At 63.4% G+C, this 19,547-nt stretch carries 18 protein-coding genes; 9 read left to right on the forward strand and 9 right to left on the reverse strand.

Annotated elements, in window-relative coordinates; genetic code table 11:
• Positions 1-76: 76 nt before the first annotated feature.
• A complete protein-coding gene (locus ACU4IU_RS18490; protein ID WP_139467197.1) occupies positions 77-829 on the reverse strand; it encodes a lysophospholipid acyltransferase family protein in 753 nt (250 codons plus the stop codon).
• A 106-nt stretch (positions 830-935) separates the two neighbouring features.
• On the opposite strand from ACU4IU_RS18490, the gene ACU4IU_RS18495 reads away from it, so the two are divergent.
• From ACU4IU_RS18495 to ACU4IU_RS18505, 3 genes are read left to right on the forward strand one after another with little or no spacing between them, the layout of a single operon-like run.
• Positions 936-1,724, forward strand: coding sequence for an alpha/beta hydrolase (locus ACU4IU_RS18495; protein WP_139467196.1), 789 nt, complete (start codon positions 936-938; stop codon positions 1,722-1,724).
• Between the two features lie 28 nt (positions 1,725-1,752).
• Entirely contained in the window at positions 1,753-2,205 is a 453-nt protein-coding gene (locus tag ACU4IU_RS18500; RefSeq protein WP_139467195.1) for a hypothetical protein, read from the forward strand.
• Between the two features lie 47 nt (positions 2,206-2,252).
• Entirely contained in the window at positions 2,253-4,010 is a 1,758-nt protein-coding gene (locus ACU4IU_RS18505) for a DEDD exonuclease domain-containing protein (RefSeq protein ID WP_139467194.1), read from the forward strand.
• Here ACU4IU_RS18505 and trpD read toward each other — a convergent pair.
• Positions 3,978-5,099 (reverse strand): anthranilate phosphoribosyltransferase, encoded by a 1,122-nt coding sequence (gene trpD, locus ACU4IU_RS18510; protein ID WP_139467193.1) that lies wholly within the window; start codon positions 5,097-5,099, stop codon positions 3,978-3,980. The genes ACU4IU_RS18505 and trpD overlap by 33 nt on opposite strands.
• A gap of 179 nt (positions 5,100-5,278) precedes the next feature.
• On the opposite strand from trpD, the gene ctaE reads away from it, so the two are divergent.
• Genes ctaE through qcrB form a run of 4 tightly spaced genes read left to right on the forward strand, consistent with a single transcriptional unit; the run spans position 5,279 to position 9,511 of the window.
• Complete coding sequence (ctaE, locus tag ACU4IU_RS18515; RefSeq protein WP_172169436.1) at positions 5,279-5,953, forward strand: aa3-type cytochrome oxidase subunit III; 675 nt, start codon at positions 5,279-5,281, stop codon at positions 5,951-5,953.
• A 57-nt stretch (positions 5,954-6,010) separates the two neighbouring features.
• Positions 6,011-6,796: a cytochrome bc1 complex diheme cytochrome c subunit gene (qcrC, locus tag ACU4IU_RS18520; RefSeq protein ID WP_139467192.1), complete on the forward strand. Its 786-nt coding sequence runs from the start codon at positions 6,011-6,013 to the stop codon at positions 6,794-6,796.
• A gap of 49 nt (positions 6,797-6,845) precedes the next feature.
• Positions 6,846-7,889, forward strand: a complete 1,044-nt coding sequence (qcrA, locus tag ACU4IU_RS18525) for a cytochrome bc1 complex Rieske iron-sulfur subunit (protein ID WP_139467191.1) — start codon at positions 6,846-6,848, stop codon at positions 7,887-7,889.
• Positions 7,886-9,511, forward strand: coding sequence for a cytochrome bc1 complex cytochrome b subunit (qcrB, locus tag ACU4IU_RS18530; protein WP_139467190.1), 1,626 nt, complete (start codon positions 7,886-7,888; stop codon positions 9,509-9,511). The genes qcrA and qcrB overlap by 4 nt, the downstream gene beginning before the upstream one ends.
• Positions 9,512-10,583: 1,072 nt before the next feature.
• Here the strand turns inward: qcrB and ACU4IU_RS18535 are convergent.
• The 6 genes from ACU4IU_RS18535 to ACU4IU_RS18560 form a co-directional block, all read right to left on the reverse strand.
• Positions 10,584-10,985: a cytochrome c oxidase subunit 4 gene (locus tag ACU4IU_RS18535; RefSeq protein ID WP_139467189.1), complete on the reverse strand. Its 402-nt coding sequence runs from the start codon at positions 10,983-10,985 to the stop codon at positions 10,584-10,586.
• Positions 10,982-12,679: an aa3-type cytochrome oxidase subunit I gene (ctaD, locus tag ACU4IU_RS18540; RefSeq protein WP_139467188.1), complete on the reverse strand. Its 1,698-nt coding sequence runs from the start codon at positions 12,677-12,679 to the stop codon at positions 10,982-10,984. Before ctaD ends, ACU4IU_RS18535 begins: the two co-directional genes overlap by 4 nt.
• A complete protein-coding gene (ctaC, locus tag ACU4IU_RS18545; RefSeq protein ID WP_139467187.1) occupies positions 12,676-13,548 on the reverse strand; it encodes an aa3-type cytochrome oxidase subunit II in 873 nt (290 codons plus the stop codon). The genes ctaD and ctaC overlap by 4 nt, the downstream gene beginning before the upstream one ends.
• A 110-nt stretch (positions 13,549-13,658) precedes the next feature.
• On the reverse strand, positions 13,659-14,336 hold the full coding sequence (aat, locus tag ACU4IU_RS18550; protein WP_181270490.1) for a leucyl/phenylalanyl-tRNA--protein transferase: 678 nt from the start codon (positions 14,334-14,336) through the stop codon (positions 13,659-13,661).
• A 29-nt stretch (positions 14,337-14,365) separates the two neighbouring features.
• Positions 14,366-14,719: a HesB/IscA family protein gene (locus tag ACU4IU_RS18555; RefSeq protein ID WP_025778316.1), complete on the reverse strand. Its 354-nt coding sequence runs from the start codon at positions 14,717-14,719 to the stop codon at positions 14,366-14,368.
• 79 nt (positions 14,720-14,798) lie between these two features.
• Positions 14,799-16,175 (reverse strand): dipeptidase, encoded by a 1,377-nt coding sequence (locus tag ACU4IU_RS18560; protein ID WP_259356756.1) that lies wholly within the window; start codon positions 16,173-16,175, stop codon positions 14,799-14,801.
• A 23-nt stretch (positions 16,176-16,198) separates the two neighbouring features.
• Here ACU4IU_RS18560 and ACU4IU_RS18565 point away from each other — a divergent pair, with 23 nt between their 5' ends.
• Positions 16,199-16,810: a DUF3043 domain-containing protein gene (locus tag ACU4IU_RS18565; RefSeq protein WP_139467184.1), complete on the forward strand. Its 612-nt coding sequence runs from the start codon at positions 16,199-16,201 to the stop codon at positions 16,808-16,810.
• On the opposite strand, the gene ACU4IU_RS18570 is transcribed toward ACU4IU_RS18565, so the two are convergent.
• Positions 16,785-17,891, reverse strand: coding sequence for a quinone-dependent dihydroorotate dehydrogenase (locus ACU4IU_RS18570; RefSeq protein ID WP_139467183.1), 1,107 nt, complete (start codon positions 17,889-17,891; stop codon positions 16,785-16,787). The genes ACU4IU_RS18565 and ACU4IU_RS18570 overlap by 26 nt on opposite strands.
• 122 nt (positions 17,892-18,013) lie before the next feature.
• On the opposite strand from ACU4IU_RS18570, the gene ACU4IU_RS18575 reads away from it, so the two are divergent.
• A complete protein-coding gene (locus ACU4IU_RS18575) occupies positions 18,014-19,489 on the forward strand; it encodes a leucyl aminopeptidase (RefSeq protein WP_139467182.1) in 1,476 nt (491 codons plus the stop codon).
• Positions 19,490-19,547 lie beyond the last annotated feature (58 nt).

Below are 19,547 nucleotides of genomic sequence, written 5' to 3' on the forward strand. Positions count from 1 at the left end.
GTTACCGCAGTATTCGAACATGTCACATGGATGTCATTCAGGCGACCCGGAGCGGAAGGAGCCGGGGCCGAAGGGCCTAGTTCGACGGGCTTTCGCCGTCTGATTTCGATTCATCCCGGTTCGGAGGATCCGTCTTCTTCGGCTTGGCGCTCGTCAGCAGCTTGGTTTTGACCGTCGACGCATAGCTGTCAACGTATTCCTGTCCGGACAGGCGCATGATCTCGTACATGATCTCGTCGGTGACCGACCGCAGCATGAAACGGTCGACAGGAAGACCCGAATACTTCGAGAAGTCCATCGGTGCGCCGAAGACGACTCCGACACGCCGGAGCTTGGGAACGAGGCGACCGGCAGGCTGCAGCTTGTCCGTGCCGATGATCGCCACTGGAACCACAGGCGCGCCGGACTCGAGGACGAGACGCGCAATGCCAGTGCGTCCGCGATAGAGCTTCCCGTCGGGCGAGCGAGTGCCTTCGGGATAGATGCCCAGCGAGTTTCCCTCACGGAGAACCTTCAGACCCGATTCGAGCGACGCCTGAGATCCCGATCCGCCGCCGCGGTCCATGGGCAGCTGATTGTTGAGCTTGAAGAACCACCGTGTCACCGCACCCTTGATTCCGCGACCGGTGAAGTAGTCCTTCTTCGCCAGATAGACGACGGGACGCGGAGCGAGCAGCGGAACGAAGATCGAGTCCATGAAGTGGTTGTGATTTCCTGCGATGATCGCCGGGCCCTCGGACGGCAGATTGTCCAGGCCCCGCACCCACGGACGGAAGAGGATCCGCAGGATGGGTCCGGCGAGGACTCGCTTGAGAAACCAGTAGAACACGCGCACCCTTCCGACTACGACTCTTTGTCGTCCTCGGCAATCATATATCGACACGAACGGTGAACAGCGAAGTCCGTCTCGGACTCATCCGTGCCATGCTGGGAGCATGGAGATCGATTTCACACTCGGAGCGGACCCGACGGCCGCCTATCGCAGCCTCGACAACGGTTCAGCCTCCGCGGTTCTCTTCCTGCACGGACTCACCGGTTCGCCCGTCGCCTGGGTCCCGATCGCCCGCGCGATCGCAGCGGAGGGCGTCGACGTCAGCGTCCCCCAGCTGCCCGGACACGGCACCTCATGGCAGGACATGGACTCCACTGGATGGTCCGACTGGCTCGGCGAGGCGCGCACCGAGCTGGGTCGGCTGCAGGCCGACCACGAGCGTGTCGTCGTCGCCGGCCTGTCGATGGGTGGAGCCCTTGCACTCGCCCTGGCGGCGGCAGCGGGTGCGCCCGACGAGATCGTCGTGGTCAATCCTGCCCTCTACATCGACTCTCCCTTCGCTCCCCTGCTGCCAGTGCTCAGGCACGTCGTGCGCACGATTCCGTCGATCGGCGGCGACATCGCCCACCCGGACCGCGACGAGTACGCCTACGAACGGACGCCGGTGGCTCCCCTGGCCACGTTCCATCGTGCGCTGCGAACCCTGCGCGACGATCTGTGGAAAGTCACCCGCCCCGTCACTGCCATGGTCTCCGGTGAGGACAACGTCGTGAGTCCGCGGACGCTGCGTGCGCTGCGATCGAACCTTCCGCACCCGCCGAGGATCGTCGCCCTGCGCCGATCTCGCCATGTGGCGACCCTCGACTTCGACGCGAACACCATCGCAGAGGCGGTCCTGCAGGCGGTCTCCACCGAAACGACCGTGCCACGGCAGTCCGAGACCGGGGAATAGCTGGGGCCACGGAATTGCTGAGTCAGGTATGAACGACGACGGCACCGCTTCGACTCCCGACGACGAGGGCCGGGAGGACTGGCGAGGGGAGGTTCCCGATCCGGAGCGGATCGGGCACGACCGATCGCGCATCAGTGACGAGGAATGGGACGACCTCGTCCGGCAGATCGCCGAACCCTCGGCGACGACGGGTGATATGCCCGCCGAGGATGTTCGCGACGCCCTCGAGGACACCGAGCATTGGGAGCGCGAACCGGCGGAGCCGATCGGGTGGCGCACCGCTTCGCCCACTCTCGTGCTGTCCTGGGCCGCGGCTCTCGGCGCGGTCGTGCTGCTGCTCATCGGCGTGATCTTCTTCCGACCGCTGCCCGGGTGGTACCTGCTCATCGGCCTGGCCGTCGGCATCGGCGGCGCGGTCGGTCTGTTCTTCCACCTGCCGAGCCATCGTTCCGCCGACGACGGCGACGGATCCTCGGTGTGAGCGATGCTGGCCGCTTCGTGTCAGCGACACCTGAGAGACTGGACATCATGACCGTCCCGTTCGACCGCGCGCCCAGCGCACTGCACAACACTCAGCTGTCATTCGACAGCCTCGGAACTCCCCTGTCCGACGTCACCTTCGTCATCGTCGACCTCGAAACGACGGGCACCCGAGCCGGGCAATCGGAGATCACCGAAATCGGCGCGGTCAAGACTCTCGGCGGCGAGGTCATCGGCGAGTTCCAGACCCTGGTCAAACCGGAACACTCCGTGATCAGCCCATTCGTCGCCCGGCTCACCGGCATCACTCATGCGATGGTCGATGACGCACCTCCGATCAGCTCGGTTCTGCCGAGCTTCCTGGAATTCTCCGTCGGTGCGGTGCTGGTCGCACACAATGCGCCCTTCGACATCGGATTCCTCCGCTCGGCCTGCGAACGTCTCGACTACCATTGGCCGGCGCCCACAGTCCTCGATACCGTCACGCTGGCCCGACGCGTCGTCGGCCGCGACGAAGTGCGCAACCACAAACTCTCGACGCTCGCCGCTCATTTCGGCACCCAGGTCGAGCCCGATCACCGTGCGCTCTCCGATGCGCGAGCGACCGGCGAGCTCCTCCACCATCTGTTCGAACGCTTCGGAGGCTACGGAGTGACGACGCTGGAGGAGCTGTCGACCGTCAGGCAGTCAGGGTGGGCGAAGCGTCAGGCCAAATCCCACCTGGCCAAGGGCGTTCCCGCGGAGCCCGGCGTCTACATGTTCCTCGACGGCACTCGCCGTGTGCTCTACATCGGCAAGTCCGGAAATATGGCCAGGCGAGTGCGCGGGTACTTCAACGCCTCGGAGAACCGTGGCCGCATGGCCGAGATGATCACTGCGGCACAAGAGGTCAGCTGCCTGCCCTGCGCCCATGCGCTGGAAGCCGAAGTCCGCGAGATCCGCCTCATCGGAGAGTTGGCGCCGCCTTACAACCGACGGTCGAAGAACCCGGAACGCAATTCCTGGATCGTCCTCAGCGATGAGCTCTTCCCCCGACTGTCGGTGGTCCGGGCGAACTCGGCTCTCGAACGCTCCCCCGCTCCACCGCTGGGACCGTTCCGTTCACGGAAGTCGGCACAGGCCGTCAAGGAACTCCTCGACACCCTCTACCCCGTCAAGAGGTGCACGGCAGCGATCACGCAGCGCAGCCTCGGCGAACATCGTCCCTGTGTGAGTGCACAGGTCGGTCAATGCGGCGGTCCCTGCGCTGGGATCACCGATGTCGATGACTACCAGAGCTCGATCCGCGAGCTCTTCGCTCTGCTCGATGGGGACCTGTCCTCACTGCAGCGCTTGGCCGCTGAACGCATGCAGCGACTGTCAGGAGAGGCCCGATTCGAAACGGCCGCCGAGGTCCGTGACTCAATGCGCTCGGCAGTGTCCATCGCGGCGCGAGCCGAACAGGTCACGGCATTACGGAGAGTTCCCGAACTGATTGCGGCGGCCCCCGGTTTCGACTCCGGCTGGGACCTGGCGATCATCCGCCACGGGAAACTCGCCGGCGCCGGCCATGTGTCGACCAGGCAAGCCATGGGAGATTCTCTGTCGGCCCTGAGTTCGACGGCCGAATGGGTCCCTGCCCCCGGAGCGCTGCCGCAGGAGACCGACTCGCTCCCGGAGGAGTCGCGTCTGCTGGCCGGCTGGCTGGAGACCGCCGAGCTCGTCTCTGTGACGCCCGCAGGCGATCATGGCTGGTCGCTGCCCCGTCAGGGAGCGACCAGCCATGTACAGAGCTCAGGAGCGGTTCGACTCAGCGACTCTGTGTGAGACGTCGATGAGCTGTTGGAGCTTGTCCGCGCCGCCCCCGTTGTCGATCGTCGCCACCGCAGTTTCGAGTTTGAGGGCCAAGCGCTCCGTGAAGGTGCCCACAGCCGACTCGTCGGCGGCGACGAGCGCCGCTGCGGCGTTGATGGCCACGATGTCGCGCACGGCCGATCGTTCACCGTCGAGGACCGCGCGCGTGATGGCCGCGTTCTCATTCGGGCCGCCGCCGCGCAGATCGTCCTTCGTCGCCCGCTCGATGCCGAGGTCGAGGGCGTCGAACGTCGTGTGTTCGATCTCGCCGTGACGGACTTCCCACACATCGTTGACGTCGGTGTTGCTCAGCTCGTCGAGACCGTCGCGTGACCGGAAGACCACGGCCTGGTGCCCGCGTTTGGCCAGCGTGCCGACGACGAGCGGGGCCATCTGGGCATCGGCGACGCCGATGGCCGTATGCCTGGCTCGAGCCGGGTTCGTCAGGGGGCCGAGGATGTTGAACGCGGTGGGAACGTTGATCTGGCGCCGCACTGCAGAGACGAACTGCATCGACGGATGGAACACGTTGGCGAAGCAGAAGGCCAGTCCGACCTCTTGGGCGATCTGACCGGTCTGTTCGGGTGTGATGTCGAACCGCACGCCGAGGGCTTCGAGCACATCGGCCGATCCCGACGCCGAGGATGTCGCGCGGTTTCCGTGCTTGACGACCCGCTGTCCGGTGGCGGAGATGATCATGGCCGCGGTCGAGGAGATGTTCGCCGTCTTCGCGCGGTCGCCTCCGGTGCCGACGATGTCGACGGAATCTTCCAGTCCTGGCAGGGGAACGGCATGATCCATCATGGCCGCCACGAGGCCGGCGATCTCCTCGACCGTCTCGCCCTTCGTATGGTGTGCGGCGAGAAATGCGGCCATTGTCACATCCGGAGTCTTGCCCGACATGATCTGATCCATCGCCCAAGCCGCCTGGTCTCCATCGAGGTCCTGCTGGTGCATGAGAGCCATGAGCAAGTCGGGCCAGTTCTCAGCGGCCGCCGGAACCGTGGTGCGGGCCCCGGAAGCCTGAGCTGCCGGGGTGGTCTTGGGCGTCGAATCGGTCATCCGTCTGAACTCTCACTAGGGGCTGCCGCCGCCCCGAAGCTCAGGGCGGACCTTACCTGCGGCATACTATCGCGACTTCGACACGCGGGCGGAAGCGGCATCCGAAACGAGATTTCGGCACCAGATCGCGGTTTTTGCTACGTCGTGTAGAAATTTCTTTCTCGAAACCTGGGTAAAAGATGAAAACTCACCCCGAGACGGGTAATAATGGGGTTGTGTCAACTGCCACTGCATCTCAAACAGCGCCAGCACATCCGGTTGTCAATCGTCCGAATGTGACCACGGTGGGCTTCATCGTGTTCCTCGCGAGCGACCTGATGTTCTTTGCCGCGCTCTTCGCCATGTACTTCACCGTCCGGTCCGTTGTTCCGGAGCTGTGGGAGGCGAGGACCCAGATCCTCGACATCCCCTACGCTCTCGGCAACACGTTGATCCTGGTGTCGTCTTCGTTCACCTGCCAGATCGGTGTGTTCGCTGCCGAGCGGTTCCGTCCCCGGCGGACCGGGTCGCTGTTCAACATCGCCAAATGGGGAATGGTCGAGTGGTTCTACCTCACCTTCGCCTTGGGCGCGATCTTCGTCTCCGGTCAGGTCATGGAGTACGCGACCCTCGTCAGCGAGGGCATCTCGATCAGCTCCGACGGCTACGGTTCCGTCTTCTACCTGACCACGGGCTTCCACGGCATTCACGTGACCATCGGACTCATCTGCTTCCTGCTCGTCATCGGACGCGCCTACGGAGCGAAGAAGTTCGGTCACCATGAAGCCACATTCGCAATCTGCGTGTCCTACTACTGGCACTTCGTCGATGTCGTCTGGATCGGTCTGTTCGGCGTCATCTACCTGCTCCAGTAGCCGGCCCGAGATGCTCGGCCCCCAGGACTCACAACACTTCAAGCAAAGGACGATCAAGTGAAGCTTCTAGCAGATCGCCGCAGACATCCCATGGCGCTGGTCGCGCTTCTTCTCGTGGGACTGCTGCTGACCGGCGGAGCCTATGCACTCTTCACGCAGACTTCGAGCGCCAAGGCGGACACAGCCAGCGCCTCTGATATCGAAGAAGGCAAGAAACTCTTCGCGGCAAACTGTGCCACCTGTCACGGCATGAACGCCGAAGGCTCGAAGGCCGGTCCCGGCCTCATCGGCGTCGGCGCCGCTGCAGTGGACTTCCAGGTCGGCACCGGACGCATGCCGCTGCAGGCCAACGGCCCGCAGGCTCGCGTCAAGGAACCGCAGTTCGACGAAGAGCAGACCGCTCAGCTCGCTGCCTACGTCGCTTCGCTCGGCCCCGGGCCGGCAGTTCCCGAAGACGAGTACCTCGATGCTTCGAAGGGTGATCCCGCTGCCGGCGGCGGTCTGTTCCGCACCAACTGCGCCATGTGCCACAACGTGGTCGGCTCCGGTGGTGCGCTGACCCGCGGCAAGTACGCACCGAACCTGTCCGAAGTCTCCGAGAAGCACCTCTACGAAGCGATGCAGACCGGCCCCCAGAACATGCCGATCTTCAACGACGCGAACCTGACTCCCGAAGACAAGCGCGATGTCATCGCCTACGTCAAGGAAGTCTCGGACAACCCCTCCCCCGGCGGCTTCAAGCTCGGTTCGCTGGGCCCAGTGGCAGAGGGCCTGTTCATCTGGTTCTTCGGACTTGCTGCCGTCATCGGTCTGACAGTGTGGCTGTCATCCAGGGCCAAGTGAGTCTGACAGTGTCGTTCACCATCAATTACGAGAATAGACGGGGAATTCAATGACCTCGAAAGAGCACTCCGGCGGCGGCAGCCAGCTCGAGGAGTTGAACGGGTTCACGAACCCAGGTCTGCCCGAGCACAAACCGCGCCTGGCCGACTCGGACCCACGCGCCGAGAAGGTCGCCGAACGACAGGTAGCCGCCTGGTTCATCCTCTCGATGATCGGAACCATCTGGTTCATCGTGGCGTACTTCCTGTTCACCCCGGGCGAATCGATGCAGAGCATCCGCCTTCACAACATGTTCGTCGGCCTCGGTGCCGCTGTCGCGATGTTCTCCATCGGCTTCGGTGCAGTGCTCTGGGCCAAGAACCTCATGAGCGATCACGAGGGCATCGACGAACGCCATGACATCGGCGGCAGCGAAGAGGATCAGGCGATTGCGCTCGAGATCCTCCACCAGGCCAAGGAAGAGTCGGGCATCGCCCGTCGTCCTCTGCTGCGCAATACGCTCATCGCCGCTCTGGCGATCGCCCCGCTGCCGGCAGTTCTCGTCTTCCGCGACCTCGGTCCGCTGCCGGGCGACAAGATGTTCAACACGCTCTGGCAGAAGGGCACTCGCCTCATCCGCGACGTCGGCGGAATCCCCTCGGTGGATTCCGAACGTCCGATCAAGGCCGACGAAGTCACCATCGGCTCGGCCTACCATGTCCTGCCTTCGGGCATCGGCGACGAGGAGGCCAGCGAGCACCCGCTGAACGAGAAGGCCAAGGCGGCCGTGCTTCTCATGCGCATCGATCCCAAGGAACTCAAAGAGGATCCGGATCGCAAGGACTGGTCGCACGACGGAATCGTCGCCTACTCGAAGATCTGCACCCACGTCGGCTGCCCCGTCGCACTGTACGAGCACCAGACACACCACCTGCTGTGCCCCTGCCACCAGTCGACCTTCGACGTGACGGAACACTGCAAGGTCATCTTCGGCCCGGCCAAACGACCGCTTCCTCAGCTACCCATCACCGTGGACAGCGAAGGCTACCTGGTTGCCCAGTCGGACTTCCCTGAGCCTGTCGGACCTACGTTCTGGGAGATCAACCACCCATGAGTACTACACAGCCAACCACCACCATCGGGAAGGCGGCGAACTTCGCCGAAACCCGCGTCGGGGCATCTGTCCTCGTGCGCGAGTTCGGTCGCAAGATCTTCCCCTCCCACTGGTCGTTCATGCTCGGCGAGGTTGCTCTCTACAGCTTCATCATCGTCGTTCTGTCCGGAACGTTCCTCACGTTCTTCTTCCAGCCGGCCATGGGCGAACTGCACTACGACGGACCCTGGCTGCCGCTGCGCGGCGTCGAGATCTCCGAAGCCTATGATTCGACACTCGCGATCTCCCTGGAGATCCGCGGCGGTCTGTTCATCCGACAGATGCACCACTGGGGCGCGCTGCTCTTCGTCGCCGCATTGAGCGTCCACATGCTCCGCGTGTTCTTCACCGGTGCCTTCCGCCGTCCGCGTGAGCTCAACTGGGTCGTCGGTGTTCTGCTCGTCATCATGGGCATGGCGGCCGGCTTCACCGGCTACTCGCTCCCCGATGATCTGCTCTCGGGCAACGGACTGCGAATCATCGACGGCATCCTGAAGTCGCTGCCGCTCGTCGGAACCTATATCTCGTTCTTCCTCTTCGGTGGAGAGTTCCCGGGCATCGACATCGTGGCCCGCCTCTACACCCTGCACATCATGATCGTGCCGGCTCTGCTCATCGCACTCATCGGCATCCACCTCATGTTCGTCGTCGTGCACAAGCACACCCAGTACCCTGGTGCCGGAAACACCGAGAAGAACGTCGTCGGAGAACCTGTTCTGCCGACCTTCGCAGCCAAGGGCGGAGGATTCTTCTTCCTCATCTTCGGTCTGCTCTCGCTCATCTCGGCGCTGTTCACGATCAACCCGATCTGGAACTACGGTCCGTATGACCCCTCCCCGGTCTCGGCCGGTACCCAGCCTGACTGGTACATCGGTTGGGCCGATGGGTTCCTCCGCATCGTCCCGGGCTGGTTCGAGTTCTACATCTTCGGATGGCCGATCTCGTTCAACATCAACAGCGCCGTGATCGTCATGGGCGGCGTGTTCGCTGTCATGTTCATCTACCCGTTCTTCGAGGCGTGGCTGCAGAAGGACCATCGTGAGCACCACATCCTCGATCGTCCGCGCAACAACCCGACTCGTACCGCCATCGGCGTTGCAGGAATCATCTTCTACTGCAACATGTGGGCGGCTGCATCGGGTGACATCATCGCAGTGTTCTTCCAGATGTCGCTCAACGACATGATCTACATCTTCCGATTCCTGTTCTTCTTCGGACCGATCATCGGTTACATCATCACCAAGCGCATGTGCCTCGCGCTTCAGCGCAAGGACCGTGAAATCGCTCTGCACGGACGGGAGACGGCCCATATCATCCGTCTGCCCCACGGTGAGTTCCTCGAACGTCACGAGGCTCTTCCCCCGCACAAGCTGTGGAAGATCACCGCGTTCGAGTCGCCGGCCTACGTACCGGCCGAGCCGAATGCCGAGGGCAAGATCACGGGGATGGAGAAGCTGCGTGCACGTCTGTCTCGCTTCTTCTTCGAAGATCGTGTGGCCCCGGTGACGAAGCAGGAGCTCGAAGCTTCGCACCACGACCATGACGCTGTCGAGGGTTCGAACAACAAGGAACTCGGACACTGACAGGTCCGACACACCTGATACGAGGGGCTCAGCAGTTCAACTGCTGAGCCCCTCGCTCCATTCACAGAAGAGGCGGTCACTCGTCACTCTCCGTCGCGTACTCCGTTCTCCGCCTCCTGATGTGGATATCTGCACCTGACCCTGTCGGTCTCAGCAACTGCTGGCCAGGGGCAGTACCACCTGGATTGAGCCGCTTCCGCCTCGATCGGAATAGTCCCGTGTCGGTCCGATCTGGTTCTCCGCGAATCGGAACACCCGCCGTAGGCTATGAGAGCCACGTCCTGCGTCTCAAAATGCTCTGGCCGAGCACGAGTTCGTCTGAGACTGCCGACGGGCCGCTGACGGGCCTGCAGCAAGCTTCTGAACGTACTGCTCCGTTCGCCTCGGGGAGGCCCGAGCACGAAGACGGGCGTTCGTTCAGCGGTGCCCAGACGTGGAATCTGCCTCTCCCCTGGCCCGTTGCCTTGCGCCTCATAGCTGCTCTCAAAGTCTCGACTGCCGATCGAGGCTCATCGGCCCCGAGATTGGCAGAAAGAGAATGAGCCGAACGATACAGTGACACACTGCCGCATCTTGGCCAGCGAAAGAGTGTCACCAGGGCTCTCTTCAGCCTCCAGTCGCCTCCGGCTGCGTCTGCGTCCGCCCTAGTGGACGCTCGCCGCGATCCGTGGTGGACCCGATGTCGATCTTGGCGATTGCGTCGGCACAACGCCTCCTTCATCGCGGTGTGCTCTGTCGAATTGGTACTGAATGTTCTCAAATGCTCACCGAACAAAGTGATGAGTTCAGAACAGCCTGGACCAAACCGCAGTCCGCCTTTAGCTCCGGAAGAGCAGTCCGCCGCTTGCTCCGACTGCGAACGGCAGAAGTGCGACCCTGCGGGTGTACGTATGGGCCGCAGGGGACCACGCAAGCGTCCATCAGCCACTCCGGCGCCGACAAGGGACCGGAGGACGTGCCCACGATGATTTCTGTCCACCTGTGTCGGGTTTGTCCGCTGCCGGTGAATAGCACTGTGGCCCGGACTCGACTTGAGTCCGGGCCACAGTGGCTGGGCGATCAGATCACTGAATCAGTGGGCGAAATCGCCGCGATCGTGTTCGTAGGTGAGACCGACCAGAGCAACGATGCCGAGCACGACACCGAACGGGAAGATCCACCAACCCATGGCGATTCCGTAGAATGCGACGGCGGCGGCTCCCGCGCTGACGATCGGCCACCAGCTCCACGGGCTGAACATACCGTAGTCGGCATCGGCGTCGGAGATCTCGGCGTCGTCGTTGTCCTGAGGCTGACGACCGACGCGTCGATCCGTCAGCCAGAGGTAGACGCCGATCATCAGGGCCATCAGTCCGACGAGGAGCAACGCCGGGAATCCGACGAGCTCGGTGAAGTCGGTGAAGAAGCCGTAGAAGATCCCGACTGCGATGAAGAACAGGCCGCAGAGGTTGAAGACGTAGATCGATGACTTCATTTGGCGTTGTCTCCTGTGAGCTGGGGTTCTGCCTGACCGTGACCGCTGTATTCAAGCAGCTCGGGGTGGTTGAGGTCGAAGGCAGGACGTTCGGAGCGGATCCGCGGCAGCGAGGTGAAGTTGTGACGCGGGGGCGGGCAGGAGGTAGCCCATTCGAGCGATCCTCCGTAGCCCCATGGGTCATCGACCGTCACCTTGGGTGCATTGCGGTGGGTGATCCACACGTTCCAGAAGAACGGAACCATGGACAGACCCAGCAGCAGCGAACCGACCGTCGACACCTGGTTCATCCAGGTGAAACCGTCCTGCGGCAGGTAGTCGGCGTAACGACGCGGCATTCCGTCGACACCCAGCCAGTGCTGGACGAGGAAGGTTCCGTGGAAGCCGATGAACAGCATCCAGAAGTGGATGTGTCCGAGCTTTTCGTTGAGCATCTTGCCCGTCCACTTCGGCCACCAGAAGTAGAATCCGGCGAACATCGCGAACACGACGGTGCCGAAGACGACGTAGTGGAAGTGCGCCACGACGAAGTAGGTGTCGGACACATGCTGGTCGAGGGCCGGGCTGGCCAGGATGACTCCGGTCAGACCGCCGAAGAGGAACGTTGCGAGGAAGCCGATCGACCACACGATGGGAGTCTCGAATGTGATCGAGCCTCTCCACATCGTGCCGATCCAGTTGAAGAACTTGACACCTGTCGGAATCGCGATGAGCATCGTCATGAAGGCGAAGAACGGCAGTGCCACGACGCCCGTGACGTACATGTGGTGGGCCCACACGGTCACCGACAGCGCAGCGATGGCAACTGTCGCGAAGACGAGTTCCTTGTAGCCGAAGACCGGCTTGCGGCTGAACACCGGGAAGATCTCTGTGACGATGCCGAAGAACGGCAGCGCAATGACATAGACCTCCGGATGGCCGAAGAACCAGAACAGGTGCTGCCAGAGTATCGGTCCGCCGTTGCCCGGGCTGAACACATGGGAACCGAGGACGCGGTCGGAACCGAGCACCAGCAGCGCAGCAGCCAGAGGCTGGAAGGCCATGAGCACGAGGATGCCGGTGACCAGGACGTTCCAGGTGAAGATCGGCATGCGGAACATGGTCATGCCCGGGGCGCGCATGGTGATCACAGTCGTGATGAAGTTGACGGAGCCGAGGATGGTTCCGAAGCCCTGCAGGGCGAGTCCGAGGACCCACAAGTTACCACCGGCGCCCGGTGTGAACGTCGTATTGCTCAATGGCGCGTAGGCGGTCCAGCCGAAGGATGCCGCACCCTGAGGGGTGAGGAATCCGGAGATGGCCACAAGGCTGCCGAAGAGGTACATCCAGAAGGCGAAGGCATTCAGCCGCGGGAACGCCACGTCCGGAGCGCCGATCTGCAACGGCATGATGACGTTGGCGAAGCCGGCGAACAGCGGGGTGGCGAACATCAGCAGCATCAATGTGCCGTGCATGGTGAACAGCTGGTTGTACTGTTCCTTGGTCTCAACGATCTGCATTCCGGGCTCGAAGAGCTCGAGGCGGATGATGAGCGCCATCACACCGCCGACGCAGAAGAAGAAGAACGAGCCGATGAGGTACATGTACCCGATCGTCTTATGGTCCGTCGACGTGATCCAGTCGACGATGATCTTGCCCTTGCTCCGTGGAACTACCGGAGCATCAAGAGCCGCCTGATCCATCGTGGCGGTCATTTCTCAGCACCTTCTTTCGGGTACCAGTTGCGATCGTACTCCGGTCCCAGCTGGCCTGTGTTGCCCTGATCGGCAAGCGACTGCGTGTACTCCTGGAATTCTTCCTTCGACACGACCTTGACGTTGAAAAGCATCTCCGAGTGGTACTCACCGCAAAGCTCGGCACACTTGCCGACATACTCGCCTTCCTTCTCGGCACGCAGATGCAGGCTCTGATCGTGGCCGGGGATCATATCGCGCTTCTCGAGGAAGGCGGGGACCCAGAAGGAGTGGAGGACGTCGCGGGAGTGCAGGCGGATCTCCAGGTCGGTGTCGACGGGGAGGTAGAGGACGGGAGCGGTCTTCTCGGGGGCTTCGGTGCCGTCGAGGGCAACCTGAGTGCCGGCGTAGTAGACGTCTTCGGTCTCATAGTTGAAGTCCCAGGCCCACTGCTTGGCAGCGACCTCGATGACCTGCTCGCCAGGGGTGGAGTCATCCGTCGTCTTCTCCATGACCTGGACGTTCTGGAAGAAGAAGCCGAGGACGAGGACGACCGGAGTCACCGTGAAGAGGATTTCGATCGGCATGCTGTAGCGCATCTGCACCGGCAGTCCGCGATCGTTCTTGCGGCGGCGGTAGGCGACCATGGCCCACAGGATGAGTCCCCAGACGATGAGGCCCACGATGAGAAGGGCGATCCAGCCGCCGTTCCACAGCGCTGTATAGGCATCAGTGTGGTTCGTCGCGCCTTGCGATTCGACGGGAAAAAATCCTGTGGCGATCTGCTCTTTAGTGCAACCCGATAGCAACGCCGGTATCAACACGGCGCTCAGAATGCCGAGCCGCTTCGCCCAGGACCGCTGCGGTCCTGACTGATTCGGAGAATCCACGTGCAGCCTTTCACAACGTTCTGCGTCTCCAGGTCAGGCCGAGAGACGTGTACTTACTCTGTCACTCATAAGACTACCGCTACACGCGGTAGAAATTCACCTGCAGATGTTCATTTGTTGAGAATATGCTGACAGACACTGCCCCTGAGCGCGGAATCTAGGTGCGCGGAGTACTCCAGGCCGCTGATCTCCGACACGCCGAGGGTGGCGAGGTGTGATGTCTGCCACTGGGTGTCGATGAGCCAATTCCCCGGTCCCGTATCCGCATCCGCCGAGGTGGACCGGGTTTCTCCGCTGACGACGTCGGTTCCGTCGAAGAGTCCGACGAGGTGGGCCAGCGCGGCCTTCGAGGCGTCGCGCTGAGTGTGGAACATCGATTCGCCGGCGAAGAACGAACCGATGGCGACTCCGTAGAGACCGCCGACAAGCTCATCGCCGTTCCAGACCTCGACCGAATGCGCCCACCCGTCGTCGTGGAGGCCCTGGTAGAGCTCGATCATGTCCTCGGTGATCCAGCTGCCCGTCCGCCGCGGGTCGGCACATGCCCGGATGACGTGCATGAAGGCGCGGTTGGTGGTGAAGGTGAAGTGCTTCATCGATTTGCGCAGGCTCTTCGTCACACGCAGGTCACCGGGAAACAGAACTCCACGTCGTCGTGGAGCCCACCATCCCATCCGACCGGTGCCCCCGTGGCCGACTCCCATCGGGAAGAGTCCGGCCCGATACGACAAAAGGACCTGGGGCTGCGTTGCCGTGTACGACACGGCACGCAGATCCTCCAGGTCCATGAGAAGCGCTCCTCCTCAGCCGAGGCTGATCAGTGGAACGAGTCTCCGCAGGCGCAGGATCCCCCGGCGTTGGGGTTGTCGATGGTGAAGCCCTGCTTCTCGATGGTGTCGGAGAAGTCGATGGTCGAACCGCTGAGGTAGGGAACGCTCATCCGGTCGACGATGACCTCGACGCCGTCGAAGTCGCGGACCGCGTCTCCGTCAAGGAAGCGCTCATCGAAATAGAGCTGATAGATCAGTCCGGAACATCCGCCGGGCTGGACAGCCACGCGCAGGCGCAGGTCGTCACGACCTTCCTGTTCCAGCAGGCTGCGGACCTTGTCGGCAGCGGTCGACGACAGCTCCACCTCGTGGGTGGCTTCTGCTTTTTCGGTCACAGTCATGGTTACTCCTTTTCGCGTTCCTGTCCCCAGGCTACACCGGTGACAACGTCGGTGCCCGGCAAGCTATTCCCCATTCGTGTCATCCGTGGTCGCCGAGGCGCTGCAGCAGCAGGGCTTCGGCGACGATCGCGGCTTTGAAATCGGGCAGGTAGAGCGATTCGTTGGCGCTGTGGGCCCTCGCGTCGGGATCTTCGACGCCCGTGACGAGGATCGATGCGCGGGGGAACACATCGAGCAGATCGGCGATGAAGGGGATCGATCCGCCGATGCCCATCGTCACCGATTCGGTGCCCCAAGCGTCGGTGAGCGCCTGGCGGGCGGTCCGGACCACAGGGTCGTTCTCATCGGCCTGCCAGGGGCTTCCGCCCTCGGTCTCCCCGATGCTCAACTGCGCACCGAAGGGCAGATGCGCGCGCAGATGCTCCTCGACGGCCCGGACCGCCGAGGCGGGGGTGTCCCCGGGCGCGAGTCGGATCGAGAGCTTGGCCTTTAGGGAGGACTGCAAGGTATTCGAGGAGACCGCCACATCGGGAATGTCGAGACCGATGACGGTGATCGACGGCTGTGTCCACAGACGGGAGGCCAAGGTGCCTGCGCCGATGAGCTCGGTTTCCGCGAGCACCCCGGAGTCTGTTCGCAGCGTCGCCTCGTCGAAGTCGATGGAGGTCTCTGTGCTCGAGTGCAGGCCGGCGACAGCGACGGAGCCGTTGTCGTCATGGAGGGTTGCCAGCAGCTTCGTCATCGCGAGCATCGCATCCGGTGCCACTCCCCCGTACATTCCCGAATGCACGGCGTGGTCGAGGGTGGAGACCTCGAATTCGACGGCGCACATTCCGCGCAGGCTCGTCGTCAGGGCCGGAGTCCCCGCTGCCCAGTTGCCCGAATCGGCGACGACGATGACATCTGCGCGCAGGCGGTCCCGGTAGGTCTCGAGGAAATTGCGGAAGCTCGGGCTGCCGGCTTCTTCCTCACCTTCGAAGAAGAGCGTCACACCGACACCGAGGCGGTCGGCCAGCAGCCGCAGAGCCGTGAGGTGGACCATGATCCCGGCCTTGTCGTCGGCGGCTCCACGGCCGAAGAGGCGGTCGCCCTTCCGGGTGGCGACGAAGGGTTCGGTGTCCCAATCCTCGGCGCGGCCGGGCGGCTGCACATCGTGATGGGCGTAGAGGAGGACGGTCGGGGCGCCCTCCGGCGCCGGCACGGAGGCGACGACGGCCGGGTATCCGTCGGCGCCGTCCGACTGCTTCGCGGTGAGGATCTCCGTCTCGAGGCCGAGCTGACGCGCCAAGCCCGCGACAGCCTCGGCGCTGGCCGTGACATTCGCGGCGTCGAAGCTCGGCCAGGCGACGGAGGGGATGGCGACGAGATCCGTGAGATTGCCGAGAACCTCGTCGAAGATGGTGTCCAGTTCGGCATGCAATTGTGCACTGTCAAGTGCTGAAGTCGATTCGCTCATTCTCCAAAGGTAGTATTCATCTCGTGTTCGGAAACAAAAAATCTCGCGCCGAGGACGAAACCTCCGCCTCTCAGCCAGTCCATGACGACCTCTCCGCAGAAGCCGACGCCCGTCGCGAAGCGGAGGCGAAGAAGGGACGGCCCACGCCCAAGCGCAGCCAACAGGAGTCCGCGCGCCGTCAGCCCTTGGTGAACAAGGATCGCAAAGTCGCGAACAGACAAGCCAAGGAGCACCAGCGGCAGGAGCGCGACCGCGCACGCATCGGCATGATGAACGGCGAGGAGAAATACCTCACCCGCCGTGACAAGGGCCCGCAGCGCCGGTACATCCGCGACTACATCGATGCCCGCTTCTCGATCGGCGAGATCTTCATACCAGCCGCGATCCTCATCCTCGTCATCGCGTTCACGCAGCCGGTGCAGATCCAGCAGTACTTCACCTACGCCGTCTGGGGTCTCATCGCACTGATCGTCCTCGACGGGTTCGTGCTCAACTACATCCTCAAGAACCGGCTGCGCAACAAGTTCGGCGAGGTCGAACGGGGCATCACCTTCTACGCAGTCATGCGCAGCATCCAGCTGCGTCCGCTGCGCATGCCCAAGCCTCAGGTCAAGCGCCGCCAGTACCCCGAGTGAGCAGCCGGCTCGACTCGAGGCCGCGTGCGATGCGGCCGGGGAAGAACGGACCGGAGTAGATCATCTCCGAATAGAACTGAACCAGATCGGCGCCCGCGGCCACTCGAGCCCGGGCGTCTTTCGCATCCGCGACGCCGCCGACGGAGATGACGGTGAGCTCGTCGCCCACGTGCCTCTTGACCAGACGCAGCACCTCGAGAGAGCGTTCGGCCACGGGGCGTCCGGAGATGCCGCCTGCCTGACCTTCGGCGAACTCCGCCTCGGCGCCGGTCAGCACACCGCGATCGATCGTCGTGTTCGTCGTGATGAGTCCGTCGACGCCGGTGCGCAGAGCGAGGTCGCAGATCTCGGCCACATCCTCGTCGGCGAGATCCGGGGCGATCTTGACCAGCAGGGGCACATGACCCAGCGTCGACCGCGGGCGCTCGACCACCTCGGCGGCGGTGTCGCGGACGGCGGTGATGATCGGCTCCAGGCTGCCCACGGACTGCAGATCGCGCAGACCGGGAGTGTTCGGTGAGCTGACATTGATGACGAGGTAGTCGGCCAAGGGAGCCAGCGCACGGGTCGAGGCGGCATAGTCGGCCACCGCGTCGGCCGCCTCGACGACCTTCGTCTTGCCGATGTTGATGCCCACGATTGGACGCAGGCGCTGCGGGAGGGATTCGATCTTCCTCCGTTCGGCGGCGATGTTGAACGATGCCTGCCGGGCTCCGTCGTTGTTGAACCCCATCCGATTGAGCAGGGCGAGATTCTTCCGCAGACGGAACAGCCGCGGACGATCATTGCCCGGCTGCGCATGGGCGGTGATCGTGCCGACCTCGATATGTCCGAAGCCCAATGACGACAGAGCACGGACCCCCACGCCGTTCTTGTCGAACCCCGCGGCCAGGCCCACTCGGTTGGGGAAGGGCAGACCCATCACCTGAGCGGGCCGGACGGTGTCGCGGGCACAAACGACGCGGAGCAGGCGACCGAGCAGAGGAATGGAGTCAAGAAGGCGCAGCGCGGAGAACGAGAGGTGATGGGCCCGTTCGGCGTCCATGGGAACGAAGAGGAGTCTGAAGATCAATGAGTACACGCACCTAAGAATATGTCAGAGTCCCTCATCGCTTCAGCAGGCGCTCGACTCACTGCTTCAGCAAGTCGGCGTGTTTGGCATTAGGATCGAAGCAACGTTCAAAGACGACTGAAAGGGAACTCATGGCTGGTGCATCCACCCTCAGCAGCTACTCCACGACCTCACCGGTGAAGGCCACCGCCTCCGTTCTGGTGCTGGCGGCAGCCGACTCGACGGTCCTCGGACTCGAAGGGGCGAAGGCGGCGAAGACCGCCCTCGACGAAGCCGCTCGCGCCATCGGGTTCAGCGGAAAGGCCGGATCCACCGCTCGTGTTCCCGCTCCGAAGGGTGTCGCCGCCGACTCCGTCCTGCTCGTGGGGCTCGGGGACTGCGATCCCGATGACTCCGATGTCGCCGCAGCTGCTGAAACGCTGCGTCGCGGCGCGGGAGCGGCGCTGCGTGCACTCGACGGTGTCGAGTCGATCGCACTGGCCCTGCCCGCCGCCACTCCGACAGAGGTCGAAGCGATCACGGTGGGCGCGGGACTCGGAACCTACCGTTTCCTCGACTACCGCAGCGAAGGCGGGACTCCGGGCGAGATCACCATCATCGGCCCCAAGGGCAAGACCTTCGCCGCAGCCCATGACGCCGGCGCAGTGATCGCGGCCGCGACGAACAGAGCTCGCGATCTCGTCAACACTCCCCCACTGGATCTCTACCCGGAGTCCTACGCGGAGATCGTCAAGGACCAGGCCAAGGACCGCAAGCTCAAGGTCACAGTGCTCGGCGAGAAGGAGCTCAAGGCCGGAGGCTACGGCGGAATCATCGGCGTCGGCCAGGGTTCGACTCGTGGACCCCGCCTCGTCAAGGTCGAATACGCACCTCGCGGCGCCAAGCGCCATCTCAGCTTCGTCGGCAAGGGAATCACCTTCGACTCCGGCGGCATCTCACTCAAGCCGGCGAAGAGCATGGAGGACATGAAGTCCGATATGGCCGGTTCCGCGGCCGTCGTTCAGGCGCTCTTCGGCATCGCCGACCTCAAGCTCCCGGTGCGTGTCACTGCGTGGCTGCCGATGGCGGAGAACATGCCCGGGTCTTCGGCACAGCGCCCCAGCGACGTGCTGAAGATGCGCAGCGGCAAGACCGTCGAGGTCACGAACACCGATGCCGAGGGTCGCCTCGTCCTCGCGGATGCGCTCACCGATGCGGGGGCTGAGAACCCGGATCTGCTCATCGATGTGGCCACACTCACCGGTGCTCAGATCGTCGCCCTCGGCGAACGCACCTCCGGTGTCATGGGTTCCGAGGCCGCACGGGCAGAGGTCATCGCCTCGGCTTCCGTAGCCGGTGAGCAGATGTGGGCGATGCCGATCCCCGAGGAGATGCTCTCCGGGTTCGACTCCACCGCCGCCGATCTCACGAACTCAGGACCGCGCCCCGGCGGCATGCTCGCCGCTGCGGCGTTCCTGCGTGAATTCGTCGGAGAGGATGCGAACTGGGCGCATATCGACATCGCCGGACCGAGCTTCAACGGTTCAGCACCCTTCGGCTACACGCCGAAGGCCGCGACTGGAGCCGCGGTGCGCACCCTCATCGAAATCGCGAAGGCGAAGGCCTGAGCCCGGTGGTTCTACACGCTGTCGAGGTGAACGTGATGATGCCCACCTGTGTCCAATC

It is taken from the genome of Brevibacterium sp. CSND-B09 (assembly GCF_052906525.1).